Origin of the sequence: Isoptericola halotolerans (assembly GCF_013149785.1) — a bacterium.
In the GTDB taxonomy this organism is placed as follows: domain Bacteria; phylum Actinomycetota; class Actinomycetes; order Actinomycetales; family Cellulomonadaceae; genus Isoptericola; species Isoptericola halotolerans.
Window position 1 is genome coordinate 510,223 of the sequence record NZ_JABEZU010000001.1, and the last position, 13,731, is coordinate 523,953.

At 72.2% G+C, this 13,731-nt stretch carries 8 protein-coding genes; 3 read left to right on the top strand and 5 right to left on the bottom strand.

Annotated features, from left to right (window positions below; genetic code table 11):
• Positions 1-209: 209 nt before the first annotated feature.
• Together HDG69_RS02540 and HDG69_RS02545 are read left to right on the top strand one after the other, a co-directional pair.
• Positions 210-2,498: a sodium-translocating pyrophosphatase gene (locus HDG69_RS02540; RefSeq protein ID WP_171782200.1), complete on the top strand. Its 2,289-nt coding sequence runs from the start codon at positions 210-212 to the stop codon at positions 2,496-2,498.
• Between the two features lie 127 nt (positions 2,499-2,625).
• Positions 2,626-5,286 carry a M14 family zinc carboxypeptidase gene (locus HDG69_RS02545; protein WP_171782201.1) on the top strand — a complete coding sequence of 887 codons (2,661 nt, stop codon included), beginning with the start codon at positions 2,626-2,628 and terminating at the stop codon, positions 5,284-5,286.
• 6 nt (positions 5,287-5,292) lie between these two features.
• Here HDG69_RS02545 and HDG69_RS02550 read toward each other — a convergent pair whose 3' ends face one another.
• The 4 genes from HDG69_RS02550 to HDG69_RS02565 are packed head-to-tail and all read right to left on the bottom strand — an operon-like array spanning position 5,293 to position 10,704.
• Complete coding sequence (locus HDG69_RS02550) at positions 5,293-6,180, bottom strand: energy-coupling factor transporter transmembrane component T family protein (RefSeq protein ID WP_171782202.1); 888 nt, start codon at positions 6,178-6,180, stop codon at positions 5,293-5,295.
• A complete protein-coding gene (locus HDG69_RS02555) occupies positions 6,177-7,967 on the bottom strand; it encodes an ABC transporter ATP-binding protein (RefSeq protein WP_171782203.1) in 1,791 nt (596 codons plus the stop codon). Before HDG69_RS02555 ends, HDG69_RS02550 begins: the two co-directional genes overlap by 4 nt.
• Entirely contained in the window at positions 7,967-8,944 is a 978-nt protein-coding gene (locus HDG69_RS02560; protein ID WP_171782204.1) for a DUF8171 family membrane protein, read from the bottom strand. The genes HDG69_RS02555 and HDG69_RS02560 overlap by 1 nt, the downstream gene beginning before the upstream one ends.
• A 59-nt stretch (positions 8,945-9,003) precedes the next feature.
• Positions 9,004-10,704 carry an HAD-IA family hydrolase gene (locus HDG69_RS02565; protein WP_171782205.1) on the bottom strand — a complete coding sequence of 567 codons (1,701 nt, stop codon included), beginning with the start codon at positions 10,702-10,704 and terminating at the stop codon, positions 9,004-9,006.
• A gap of 144 nt (positions 10,705-10,848) precedes the next feature.
• Between HDG69_RS02565 and HDG69_RS02570 the strand changes: the two genes are divergently transcribed.
• Entirely contained in the window at positions 10,849-11,829 is a 981-nt protein-coding gene (locus HDG69_RS02570) for a substrate-binding domain-containing protein (protein WP_216645136.1), read from the top strand.
• A gap of 141 nt (positions 11,830-11,970) precedes the next feature.
• Here the strand turns inward: HDG69_RS02570 and HDG69_RS02575 are convergent, their stop codons facing one another.
• Positions 11,971-13,527, bottom strand: a complete 1,557-nt coding sequence (locus tag HDG69_RS02575) for an endo-1,4-beta-xylanase (protein ID WP_343036219.1) — start codon at positions 13,525-13,527, stop codon at positions 11,971-11,973.
• Between the last annotated feature and the right edge of the window lie 204 nt (positions 13,528-13,731).

The window sequence follows — 13,731 nt, forward strand, 5'->3', positions numbered from 1 at the left end:
TCCGATCCAGTCGTCGTTGACCTTGTGGCGGGGAGTCTACGACTCCCACCTGGCTGCCCGGAGCACCTGCCGGTTCGTGACAGCCGTCACACGTGAGTAGACTCACGCGCATCCCGCCGTCAACGGCGACGGCGGGGTCTCAGGTAGACGCTCCCGCCCTGGTCGACGGCGACCCGGACGTGGTGCGCAGCACACGTCGAGGAGGACGGATGCTCACACTCGGGTCCGACAGCATCACCATCGTCGCGGTCATCGCCGTGATCGCCGTGGCGGCTCTGGTCTGCGCGGGGACGCTGCGTCGGCAGGTGCTCGCCGCGGAAGAGGGCACCGACAAGATGCAGGACATCGCCCAGGCGGTCCAGGAAGGGGCCTCGGCCTACCTGAGCCGGCAGTTCCGGACGCTGGCGCTGTTCGCTGTCGTCGTGTTCGCCCTGCTCTTCCTGCTTCCCGGCGACGGCGGCGTCCGCATCGGCCGATCCGTGGCGTTCCTCGTCGGGGCCGGTTTCTCCGCGGCCATCGGCTACCTCGGGATGTGGCTCGCCGTGCGGGCCAACGTCCGTGTCGCGGCTGCCGCCACCCGACCCGACGGACGCCGGGTCGGCGCCCGCATCGCCTTCCGTACCGGCGGCGTCGTCGGTATGTCGGTGGTCGGGCTCGGCCTGCTCGGAGCCGCCGGCGTCGTCCTCGTCTACCGGGGCGACGCCCCCGCCGTCCTCGAGGGGTTCGGCTTCGGTGCGGCGCTGCTGGCGATGTTCATGCGCGTCGGTGGCGGCATCTTCACCAAGGCAGCCGACGTCGGCGCGGACCTCGTCGGCAAGGTCGAGCAGGGCATCCCCGAGGACGACCCGCGCAACGCCGCCACCATCGCGGACAACGTCGGTGACAACGTCGGCGACTGCGCCGGCATGGCCGCCGACCTCTTCGAGTCCTACGCCGTGACGCTGGTCGCCGCACTCATCCTCGGCAAGGCCGTCATGGGGGAGCAGGGCCTGGTGTTCCCGCTCGTCGTCACCGCCGTCGGCGCCTTCGTCGCCCTGCTGGGCGTGATCATCACCCGCATGCGGGAGAACGAGTCCGGGCTGACCGCCATCAACCGCGGCTTCTACGTCTCCGCCGTCGTCGGCGCGCTCCTCGCCGCCGTCGCGGCCTTCGTCTACCTGCCGAGCTCCTTCGCGGGGATGGGCGGCACCGCCGACCTCGACGGCGTGACCTCCGACCCGCGCGTGGTCGCCTCGCTGGCCGTGCTGATCGGCATCGTGCTGGCAGGCGTCATCCTGTGGATCACCGGCTACTTCACCGGGACCGACTCCAAGCCGACCAAGCACGTCGCCGCCACCTCGCGCACCGGCGCGGCCACCGTGGTCCTGTCCGGCATCGGGATCGGCTTCGAGTCGGCCGTCTACACCGCCGGTGTCATCGCCGCCGCGATCTGCGGCGTCTTCCTCCTGGCCGGCGGGTCGATCTGGCTGTCGCTGTTCCTCGTGGCGCTCGCCGGCTGCGGGCTGCTCACCACCGTCGGCGTCATCGTGGCCATGGACACCTTCGGGCCGGTGAGCGACAACGCGCAGGGCATCGCCGAGATGAGCGGCGACGTCGACGAGGAGGGGGCGCAGATCCTCACGGACCTCGACGCCGTCGGCAACACCACCAAGGCGATCACCAAGGGCATCGCGATCGCGACGGCGGTGCTGGCGGCCACCGCGCTGTTCGGCTCCTACGCCGACGCGGTCGAGAAGGCGGTCGCGGAGGTCGCGACGGTCGGCGGCGGGCTCGTGGGCTCGATGCTCAGCTACGAGATCATCTCGCCGGTGACGCTCGTCGGCGTCATCCTCGGCGCGGCCACTGTGTTCCTCTTCTCCGGGCTGGCGATCGATGCCGTCACCCGTGCCGCGGGTGCCATCGTCTACGAGGTGCGACGCCAGTTCCGCGAGCACCCGGGCATCATGACCTACGACGAGCGGCCCGAGTACGGCAGGGTCGTCGACATCTGCACCAAGGACTCGCTGCGCGAGCTCGCCACCCCCGGCCTGCTCGCGGCGTTCGCCCCCATCGCGGTCGGCTTCGGCCTCGGCGTCGGGCCGCTGGCCGGCTTCCTCGCCGGGACCATCGGAGCGGGCGTGCTCATGGCGATCTTCCTGGCCAACTCCGGCGGGGCGTGGGACAACGCGAAGAAGATCGTGGAGGACGGCGCCTACGGGGGCAAGGGTTCGCCCGCACACGAGGCCACCGTCATCGGGGACACCGTGGGCGACCCGTTCAAGGACACCGCGGGCCCGGCGATCAACCCGCTCATCAAGGTCATGAACCTGGTCTCCCTGCTCATCGCCCCCGCGGTGGTCATGCTGAGCGTGCCGGAGGACGCCAACCACGTGCTGCGGATCTCCATCGCCGTGGTCGCCGCCGGGATCGCGATGGGAGCCGTCGTGCTCTCCCGTCTGCGGGCGGCGCGGGTGGACCGCGAGGCGGAGGAGAACGAGCCCGCCGTGGTGCGGCGCTGACCGGACGGCGTTCGCAGAAAGTGTGTCGCCGGTCACACCGATGAAACATCGATGCTCCAGGCTGAGCGTGTGGGGTCGGCGCCCGAGGCGCCGACCCCGCCCCACTGCTCGTCACCGAAGGGGTCTCATGAAGCTGCAGCGCGTCATCGCAGGACTGGCGGCAACGGCCGTCGCGGTCTCCACGCTCGCCGCGGGGGCCGCCGTCGCCGACGACCACGACGAGAGGGTCGCGGCGGGCCAGTCGAGCGGTCGAGGGCCGGACCGGGAGGGGCCTCCCGGGTCGGCCCGCGCGTTCGCCGAGCTGGTCGAGGCGGCTGCCGGCAGGCCCGCTGCGAAGGCCACGGACGGCGCCATCGACATGCCGGCGTCCTACCCGCACCAGCCGAGGCTCACGGTGCACCCCGCCGACCCCGACGACGCGACGCGCCTCAACGAGACCATCGCCTACTCCGAGCTGGCGCCCCGGCTGAACGCCCTCATGGCGGCCAGCGACCGCGTCTCGGCGCAGGTGGTCGGGCAGTCCACCGAGGGGCGTGACCTCTACCTGGTCACGCTCACCGCGCCGGAGAAGCGCGGCGAGACGTCGAAGCAGACCCGCTGGCGCGAGCAGATCCGCACCGCCCCGCAGCGGGCGGCCCGCGACAAGCAGCTCGCGGCCGGCTACAAGACGCCGATCTGGATCAGCTCGAACATCCACGGCAACGAGTGGGAGGGCACCGACGCCTCGATGCAGCTCATCGAGGAGATGGCCACCTCCGACGACGCGGCGGTGACCGAGCTGCTCGCGCAGCACCGCGTCTACTTCTCCGTGTCGCTGAACCCCGACGGCCGCACGGCGGCGACCCGGGCCACGTCGCTGGGCCTGGACGCCAACCGTGACATGGTCACCGGCGCCACCCCGGAGGCGACGTCGTTCATCGCCACCGCGCAGGCCTTGCAGCCGCTGTACGCCGCCGACTTCCACGGGTACACCAACGTGCTGCAGATGGAGCCGTGCGGTCCCCCGCACGGGGAGAACTACGAGTACGACCTGTTCGTCCCGCACGGCTACGCCCTGGCCCTGCAGGTCGAGGCCGACGTCACCGCCGCCCAGATCCCGGGGAACACGTACTACGACACCACCACGGGGCAGGTGACCACGCGCAACACCGGCAACATCAAGATCCCGTACCGGGACACGCCCTCCGGCTGGGACGACTATCCGCCGATCTTCACCGCGCAGTACGCCGCCTACCACGGTGCCGTCACCGCGACCGTGGAGCTGCCTCGCGGCCGGACGGGTCCCACCACGACGCCGGCGAACGCGGTGATCAACACCGCGGTCGCCAGGACCACCATGGAGTCGATCCTCGACTACGTGTCGGCGAACAGCGACGCGATGCTCGCCGACCAGATCGAGCTCTTCCGGCGCGGTGTGGCCGGCGAGCCCAAGGCGGCCCTCACCGCCGACGACGTGGCGGCCGTGCCCGGCCCCGACCAGTGGAAGGAGCACTGGGACGCTGCCGACGACCAGAACCCTGTCGACCTCCCGGCGGCGTACGTCGTCCCGGTCGGTGACGGCCAACGCTCCTCCTCCGACGCGGAGGCGCTCGTGGACGCGCTGCTCCTCCACGGCGTCGAGGTCGGCACGCTGCCACGCGCGACACGGGTCGACGGCGTGACCTACCCGGCCGGCTCGTTCGTCGTGGACATGCACCAGCCGCGGCGAGGGCTCGCGAACGTGCTGCTCGACCTGGGCACCGACATCTCCGGCCAGATCCCCTCGATGTACGACATCTCCGCGTGGAGCCTGGCCCACACGTGGGGCGCGACCGTCGACAAGGTCGGTTCCGTGGAGGGCCCGCGGGTCCGGCCGGTGGTACCGCTGAAGCGGGTGCCGAGCGACGGCACGCTGCCTCGGAGGGCCGACCACGTCGCCTTCGACGTGGCGGGGGTCGAGGACTACCGGGCGCTCAACCACCTGCTCGGCGAGGACGCGCCCGTCTGGCTGCTGGACGACGGCAGGGCCGTCGTCGGGCCGGAGGGCCTGCCGGTGGCCGCGGAGGTCGTCGTGGAGTACGACATCGCCTTCGAGAAGGTGTCGCGCGACGTCGTCGTCTCGCTCGACGACGACGCACGCCTCGAGGACCTCACCGTCGCCGTCGCCGGGAACCAGGACGACGTGCTGTCCCTGACCGCGCTGGGCTTCGACGACCTGGTCCGCGTCACGGCGGCCGGGGTCAACGCCGGGGCGGCGACCGCGACGACCGGCCTGGAGGGCGCCGACGTGCTGTGGGTCGGCACCTCGTTCAACCTGGCCGCCGGTTCGGCCGGCCGAGCCGCCGTGGCCGACTGGCTCGACGACGGCGGCGCGATCGTCGGCCGCACGAACCAGGCGTTCACCGTGGCGTCGTCCTTCGGGCTGGTCGCGGGAACCGTCGTGGCCGGCAACGGCTCGGGCAACGGCATCGTCGACGTCGACACCCCCGGGTCGTCGATCTTCGCGGCCCACCCGCAGGACACGTCGTTCATCTACCCGGCGTACTGGTTCACGGACCTGGGCGAGGGGACGACGGCGGAGCTGCGGTACGACGCCGAGCAGCCGTTCCTGGCGGGGCACTGGCGCGGGACGGGCAGCGGGGCGAACGGTCCCGTCGCGGCCGCCGGGCAGGCGGCCGTCATCTCGGGGGAGAGTGCCTCCGGGGCGCGGGCCGTCGTCTTCGGGACGTCACCGTTCTTCCGCACCCACCCGAAGGGGCCGATGAGCCAGGCGGCCTCGGCGATCTTCTGGGCGGCGTCCGGCGACTGAGCAGGGCTACAGCAGCACGAGGACGGACACCCCGATCCCCAGGGTCACGAGCAGCAGCGTGGCGTCGGCCCAGGTGAACCGGAGGTGTGCCAGCCGGAGCCGCCGGCCGGGGTCGTCCGTCCCCGTGGGCGAGAATCCGCGAGTCTCCAGCGCCTCGACCGTCGTCCGGGTCCGCTTGGCCGTGTTGAGGATGAGCGGGTAGAAGGCCTGCACGGCGATGGTCCCGATCCGGACGGCGGTCCTCCAGCCGAGGAATCCGTGGCCCCGGGGCGGGGCGCCGCGCAGGCGGTGCCCGTCGACGATGGTCTGGAACTCGTCGATGAGCAGCGGCACCATCCGGTAGCCGTAGCTGACGCCGAACCCGAGCACGGCCGGCGCCCGCAACGCCTGGAGCCCGTCGGACAGCTTCTCCGGGTCGAGGGAGACGAACGCGGCCATCGACGCCAGCGAGATCGCACCGAGCTTGAGAGAGATCTGCAGCAGCCCGTCGATCGCCGCGGCGTTCCCGCCGAGCACGAAGACCAGCACGAGCACGTAGGCGGCCTGCCCGAGCAGGCCGAGCGTGAACAGACCGAGCAGCAGCGGTCCGATGCGCGCTGCCAGCGCGCAGGCGAGAGCGAGGACGAAGAACACCGCGAGGGCGGGGGTCGAGTAGGTCAACCAGGGCACCACGGCGCACACGAGGTACCACCCCAGGACGGCGCGAGGGTCCCGGCGGGCCAGGAAGCCGCCTCGGGTGGCGTAGGCGACCCGCATCAGCTCGAGCTTGACCCACTCGACCGTCACCCGGTCGAACCCGGAGCGGACGGACTTCCGTCGGCCACCGCGCTCGGCAGCGGCGGGGCCGTCCGCAGGGGTCGGGAGGGTCGGGCGGTCGGTGGCGACGGCGGTCATGCGGTCTCCTCGGCAGGGCGGGACGAGGCCTGGCGGACCAGCTCCTCGACGGTCAGGGGCAGCACCGGGAGCCTCAGCGCGGCACCCACCTGGGTCACCTGGGGCGGGACGAGGCGGGCCTGGTCGAGCACGTCGGGCGAGGAGAACAGCGTCCGTGGGTCGGTGTCGGCGATGACGCGCCCCTGGTCGAGCACGACGACGCGACTCGCCCACTCGGCGACCAGGTGCATGTCGTGCGTGGCGACCACGGTGCAGCGGATGTGGTCGCTCAGGGCGTCGAGCATCCCGATGACGTCGTCGCGCGAGGCGAGGTCCAGGCTCGACGTCGGCTCGTCGAGCAGCAGCAGCCGCGGGCGCATCGCGAGTCCGATCGCGAGGGTGGCCCGGCGCTGCTGCCCGCCGGACAGGAGCCTCCCGTCGCGGTCCGCGAACCGGCTCAGGTCGACCCTGGCCAGCACCTCCTCGACGAGCTCGTCGGCGTCAGAGGCCCGGCGTCCGCGCGGATGCATCGCGACGTCGGCCCGGACCGAGTCCTGGAGGAACATCTCCTCCGGGCGTTGCACGAGGTAGCAGACGGTGTCGGCGAGCGAGGCCGCGGGGACCGAGCGGGTGTCGCGGCCGTCGACCTCGACGGTGCCGGCGCGCGGGACGGCGAGGCCGGACAGGACGGAGAGCAGGCTCGACTTGCCGGCTCCGTTCGAGCCGACGAGCGCCACCCGGTCGCCGTCGTGGAGGTCGAGATCGAGGTCCCGCAGCACGGTGTGCCGGTCGCCGGAGACCGTGCGGTAGCCGTGCTCCACGCCGACCATGCGGGCCACCAGCGGCCTGCCGACCTCGTCGGCCGGCGGGAGACCGTCCGGGCCCGACGGCGCGGGTCCGTCCTGCGCAGAGGTGCGCACGGAGGGCCGGAGCAGGTCGGCGCACTCGTCGACGGTGATCGGGACGGGGCGCTCGCCGCGCGCGATCTCGGGGACCAGCGCGCGGCTCAGCGCGACCACCTGGGGGTCGGGGACGTGGGCCTCGGCGAGGTCGTCGCGGCGCGCCAGCGCCTCGCGGACGGGCAGGTGCCAGCGCACCCGTCCGTCGGACATGAGCACCACACTGCGTGCGTAGCGCGCGATGAGCTCGGCGTGGTGCTCGATGACCACCACCGTGATGCCGTGCTCCTGGTTGAGCCGGGTCAGGTGCTCGTACACGACCGCGGCGCGGCGCGGGTCCACCTCGGCGGCGGGCTCGTCGACGACGAGGACCGAGGGTGCGAGGGCCAGGGCCCCGGCCAGGGCGGTGAGGTGCTGCTGGCCGCCCGAGAGCTGCCAGGTGTGGGTGGCGGCCACGTCACCCAGGCCGAGGGAGGCCAGTGCGCGGTCGGTCCGGTCCGCCCAGTCCTCGTGCCCGAAGTTCAGGGGGCCGAAGGACACGTCGTCGCGCACCGTGGGCCGCACGAGCTGGTTGCCGAAGTCCTGGAAGACGTACCCGACGTCGTGCGAGATCTCGCCGACGCTGCGCCGGGCGGTGCTGCGCCCGTGGATCCGGACGCGCCCGGTGATGTCCCCGTTCCAGAAGTGCGGGACGAGTCCGTTGAACGCCTTGCACAACGTGGTCTTGCCCGAGCCGTTGCCGCCGACCACGGCGACGAAGTCCCCCGGCTGGATCGCCAGGTCGACGTCGTGCAGCGAGTCCTGCGAGGCCCCGGGGTAGCGGAAGGTCAGTCCCTGCACCTCGATCGCCGGGGTGCCGGTCGTCGAGTCGGCCGGGGGGACCGCCGTCACCGTGGTCGGCGCCGGCATCAGAAGCTCGCCTCGTCGTCCTCGGCGGTGCTCGCGGCGGGCGTCTCGGCGTCACGGGACCGTCGTGCCCTGAGCGCGGCGACGACCACGAAGAGCCCGAGGCCGACGGTGAGGGCGACGGCGCCGGCCACCCACATCCACGCCTCGCCGAACTGGTCGACGAAGTCCGGCTCGAACGAGCCGAGGGTCGACAGGCCTTCCTCACGCCCGACGAACTCCTCCCAGGTGGCGAACAGGGCGACGGCCCCGGCGGCGAGCAGGGCGAGGAGCGCGATCGGCCAGAAGCGCATCCCGGACGGGCCGGTCAGGCGCGGAGGGTCGTGGGGGTCGCGCGGGCGCAGGCCCATGATCGGCTCGATCTTCCCGTAGAGCCGCGGGGTCAACCACAGGGCGGGCAGCGCACCGAAGAGGATGCCGGAGAACACGACGGTCACCACGATGTCGAGGCCCTCGGCGAGGAGGAACGCCCCGAGGAGACCGTCCGCCTCCTCGAGAGACTCGGGGTCGATCCCGATGACGACCTTGAGGATGTCGACGATGCCGCCGCTGACCTTGTCGACGAGCACCATGACGACCGGCGCGAGGGCGACCTGCACCCGGTTCAGCGGGTTGCGCACCAGGCATCCCGCGACGTAGATCGCCAGGGCCGTCTGCAGGAAGCCCTCGAGCTCGCTGAGGCCGCCGAAGTCCCCCAGCAGCATGTCCGAGAAGACGAGCTCGCCCAGCGGGGCGCCGAGCGCCACCCAGAACGGTGACAGCAGGGCCGCGAGCACCACGGCGATGAACGCGAAGTAGGAGACGCCGAGCTCGAGAGGCCCGACCTGGACCTCGGGCACGACGTTGGCGACGATGTCGCCCACGCCGTACAGCGTCATGGACAGCACGAGGATCATGAGCTTCTGGGGGCCGGAGAGCTGTTCGGACCGCGGCAGCCTGCTGCGGGCCTTGTCGACCGTGGCGGCGACGTTGCTGGACATGAGTGCCTTCCTCGAAGGTTCGTCTCGGGTCTTCCAGGGCGACCGGCGGGTGCCGGCGATCAGGGGGTGGGCGCAGGACGCGACGTCCGCTCCCGCAGGAGCTCGGCGGCAGCGGCCATGTCGGGGGCGAGGTGGTCGGGCCGGAGAGGGGCGTCGGCTCCGAGCGCGTCGAGCTGCTCGTCGGACGTGGCACCGCCACGGACCAGGACGACGGTGCCGACGCCGGCAGCCCGGGCCGCGGCGACGTCGCGGTGCGGCTTGTCGCCGACGAACACGGCGCGGGCGGCGTCGGCGTCGAGGGCCGTCAGGGCGGTGCGGACGGTCGCGGGGTCGGGCTTGCGCAGCCCCAGCTCGTCGGAGTAGACGTGCGCGCCGACCAGGTGGTCGAGGCCGTGCTCGACGAGCTCGGCGCGCACGGCCCGCCCGCACACCGTGTTGGACACGACGGCGACGGGGACGTCGGCGTCGTGGGCGGTGGCGAGCAGCTCGCGCACGCCGGGTCGCAGCACGGGCGTGGACTTGGTGCGTGCGTAGTCGACCATGAGGGCGTGCGCCTCGGCACGCAGCCAGTGCCGCACGCCGGGGCCGTGGTGGTCGAGCAGGGGGCCGACGAGCTCCACCCAGAACGTCGTCGCGTCGATCTCGGCGACCCGGGTGCCGCCGTCGGGCGCGACCTCGTGGCGCTTCTTCCAGGACTTGTGGGCGGCGCGGGCCCGGTCCAGGACGTCGGCGGCCTCGTCGACGCCGGTCGGGTAGCCCGCTGCGGTGAGTCCGGCGGCGAGCTGCGCGGCGAACGCGCGACGGGTGGCGTCGTCGGGCCGCGAGACCGCGATGACTCCGCCGTGGTCGAGCAGGAGCGCGCTGACGCCACGTGGCGAAGGCCTCGTCGCGCCGTCGGCGACGCGCGCGCCGTCGGCGGGCGAAGCCTGGCCGGCGTCGCGGAGCAGGTCGACCAGGCCCGTCGGGTCCTCCAGGACGAGGTCCGGCTGCTCCGTCACAGGGAACGGCGAGCGGTCGGTGTGGTGGTCGCGGGTGAGGACCAGCCCGGCGACGGCGGCGCGTCGCCCGGCGACGACGTCGCGGTCGAAGGTGTCCCCGACGTACCAGCAGTGCTCCGGCGTCGTGCTCAACGCCTGCGCGGCGAGCTCGATCATGCCGGGGTGCGGCTTACGGATCCCGACCTCGTCGGAGTAGACCTGCACGGCGAACGCGTCGGCGATGCCCTGCTCGGCGAGGATCGCGCGGTGCGCGCGGCCGGAGTGGGCGTTCGACACGATGCCGACCGGGACGCCGAGGTCGCGGGCGAGGGCCAGCAGCTCGCGCACGCCGGGGCGCACGGTGTGGTCGGTGAGCGTGCGGGTGATCGTCTCCTGAAGCTGTCCGGCGGACCCGGCGAGCACCTCCCGCTCGGCCGGGGTCAGCGGCGAGCCGTAGAACTCCCGCCAGATGGTGCGGTGGTCGAGCTCCTCGGGTGCGAGGCGACGTGACGCGGCGTTCTTCCAGTCCTTGAGCGCCGTCTTGCCGCCGCGCAGCACGGGCACGAGCTCGAGCGGCGTGCGGCGGTGGCCGGCGCGGGCCAGGACCTCGGCGACGTGCTCGGCCATGAGCTCCAGGCCGCCCGGGCGCTTGCTCGTGGTGAGCACGACGCCGCCGAAGTCGAGCAGGAGCGCGGCGGGCCGGGTACGCAGCGCGGCCGGCACCTCGGCGGGGCGGGGCAGAGGCTCGGGCAGGGAGGTCTCGGGGCTGGGAGCGATCGTCACGACGGTGACGCTAGGGACGGGCAGCGACCGGGCGGCGTCGTGCCGGTGGCCTGACGGTGAACGAGGATCGAACATCTGGAACGTTCCAGATCGATGCCGAGCGATGGTTTCGCGGTCACGCCCTCAGGTGGGCAGGATGAGCCTGTGCCCCCCGCCTCCGCCCGCCCGCGCCCCACCCTGGTCGACGTCGCCTCCGCGGCCGGGGTGTCCAAGTCGCTCGTCTCCCTGGCGCTGCGCGGCGACGCCGGCGTCTCGGAGAGGACCAGGGAGCGCATCCTCGTCGTCGCCGAGCGGGTCGGCTACCGGCCCTCGCTGACCGCGCGGACGCTCAAGCAGGGCCGGTCGATGATGCTCGGCGCCGTCATCTCCAGCCTCGACAACCCGTACCACACGGAGATCGTCGCCTCGGTGGAGGCCGCCGCCGAGGACTCCGGACTCTCCGTGCTCCTCGCCCACGGCTCGCGCGACCGCGGGCGCCTCGCTGACCGTGTCCAGCAGCTGCTGGACCTCGGGGCCGACGGGTTGGTCGTGGTGTCCTCCTGGGTGCCCGAGGAGGTGCTGGTGGCCGCCGCGCGGCGAGCACCCGTCGTCATGGTCGGGCGGACCGCCGAGCCCGTGAGCGGCATCGACTCGGTGAACAACGACGACGAGCACGGCGCGGCGCTCGTCGTCGAGCACCTGGTCGCACGTGGGCACCGGCGCATCGCCCACGTGACGTCGTCCACGCGGCCTGCCGGGATCGCCCGGCGCCGCGGCTACGAGGCGGCCATGCGCGCCGCCGGGCTCGACGACGAGGTGCGGGTCGTGGCCCCGGACCCGGTGGCGCTCGGCGCACTGCTGGACGACGGCACCTCCGCGGTGTTCGCGCGCAACGACGTCGAGGCGGTCGACGTCCTCGACCACGCCCTCGACGCGGGGCTGCGCGTCCCGGACGAGCTCGCCGTCGTCGGCTACGACGACACGGTGCTCGCCCGCCGGGCCCGGCCCGCGCTGACCACCGTGCAGCAGCAACGGGACGTCATGGGTTCGCGGGCCGTGGCCCTCCTGCGTGAGCGCCTGGACGGCAGGGCCGAGGACGTCCATGAGGTGCTCGAGCCACGGCTGGTGGTCCGGTCCTCGAGCTAACACCGCTGGGGGTGCTCACCCGGCCCTGAGGGGGCGGAACGACAGATCCCCACCTCCGGGACCGCGGGGGGCGGAACACCCGGAGATGGGGATCGGTGTCCTCCCACGGACCGGTCGGTTCGCGGGAGAGCTGTCAGGCCGTCAGGCGGTGGTGCAGGTGGCGGTCGGGGTGGTGGTGTTGCCGTTGGAGTACAAGGTGATGCCGAAGGAGTTGCCGTTGCCGTTCGGTGTGGCGGTCAGGGTGCCGCTGGTGCCGGAGACGCTGGCGTTCCAGGAGTTCTGCAGGCTCTGGCCGTTGCCGGTGTTGATCCGGACGGTCCAGGCGTCGCTGCCGGTGACGGTGAACGTGGTGTTGAACCGGTCGCCCCAGGAGTCGCCGGAGGTCGCGGTGACCGAGCAGCCGCTGTCGCCGCCGGACGCCGACGAGCAGGTGGCGGTCGGGGTGGTGGTGTTGCCGTTGGAGTAGAGGGTGATGCCGAAGGAGTTGCCGTTGCCGTTCGGTGTGGCGGTCAGGGTGCCGCTGGTGCCGGAGACGCTGGCGTTCCAGGAGTTCTGCAGGCTCTGGCCGTTGCCGGTGTTGATCCGGACGGTCCAGGCGTCGCTGCCGGTGACGGTGAACGTGGTGTTGAACCGGTCGCCCCAGGAGTCGCCACGGGTGACCGTCACCGAGCAGGTGCCGTCACCGGGGTTGCCAGGGTTTCCGGGGTTGCCCGGCTCGCCGGGGTCGCTCGGGTTGCCGTCGCCGCTGTTGAGCTGCTCCAGCACTGCGTGGTACGCGGCCTTCTTGCCGCCGTTGCCGTCGAAGAGCAGCGGGGTGCCCTGGGCGCGCCACGAGTCGGTGTCTCGCACGCCCCAGACCGAGATGCCCGTGCAGCGCGCCACGGACATGCAGGCCTGGTGCACACCGCGGAACTGCTCGGCCTGCGAGGTCCCGGAGCCTTCGATGTCGAGCTCGGTGATCTGCACGTCCACGCCGAGGTCGGCGAAGTTCTGGATGGTCACGTGGTAGTCGCTCGGCACGGGGTTGCCCGAGTTGAAGTGGGCCTGGAGGCCGACGCAGTCGATCGGGACACCACGGGACTTGAAGTCGGCGACCATGGCGTGCACGGCCCGGGTCTTGGCGTGGTTCCAGTTGTCGATGTTGTAGTCGTTGTAGCAGAGCTTGGCCTGCGGGTCCGCAGCGCGGGCGGCGCGGAAGGCCGCCTCGATCCAGTCGTTGCCGGTGCGCTGCAGGTTGGAGTCACGCCGGGCGCCAGAGGATCCGTCCGCGAACGCCTCGTTGACGACGTCCCACGAGTGGATCTTGCCGCGGTAGTAGGTGGCGACCTGGGTGACGTGGTCCAGCATGGCCGTGCGCAGCGACGACCCCTCCATGGACTGCATCCACCCGGGCTGCTGGGAGTGCCAGGCGAGGGCGTGACCACGGACCTGCTTGCCGTTCTGCAGCGCCCAGTCGACGATCCGGTCACCGCTGGCCCAGTTGAAGTTTCCGCGCTGCGGCTGCATCGCGTCCATCTTCATCTCGTTCTCGGCGGTGATCATGTTGAACTCGGTGTTCGCGATGTTCATGTACTGCTGGTCGTTCATGCGGCTGGCGGCGATCGCGGTGCCGTAGTACCGGCCCGTCTCGGCCGCCGCGTCCTGCAGGGTGGACCCTGCTGCCTGGGCGGAGCCGACGCCGAGACCGGTGGTGACCACCAGGGCGGCGAGTGTCGCGAGCGCTGACGTACGGCGCCTCGCCTTGCTTCTCGGGGGTAGTGCTCGGGTCATCATTGATCCTGTTCCTCCCTGGACGACCGCCGTTGGTCGTCCGATCGAAAAGGTTTTCGAGATCGAACGTAGCGGCTCCGGGAGGGCTTCGCAATCGTTTTCGAAGACTGGATCGATTCACCCGGGCAACTT

Coding starts and splice junctions, on each gene's coding strand:
- HDG69_RS02540 (WP_171782200.1), top strand. CDS start 210: ATGCTCACACTCGGGTCCGACAGCATCACCATCGTCGCGGTCATCGCC.
- HDG69_RS02545 (WP_171782201.1), top strand. CDS start 2,626: ATGAAGCTGCAGCGCGTCATCGCAGGACTGGCGGCAACGGCCGTCGCG.
- HDG69_RS02550 (WP_171782202.1), bottom strand. CDS start 6,180: ATGACCGCCGTCGCCACCGACCGCCCGACCCTCCCGACCCCTGCGGAC.
- HDG69_RS02555 (WP_171782203.1), bottom strand. CDS start 7,967: ATGCCGGCGCCGACCACGGTGACGGCGGTCCCCCCGGCCGACTCGACG.
- HDG69_RS02560 (WP_171782204.1), bottom strand. CDS start 8,944: ATGTCCAGCAACGTCGCCGCCACGGTCGACAAGGCCCGCAGCAGGCTG.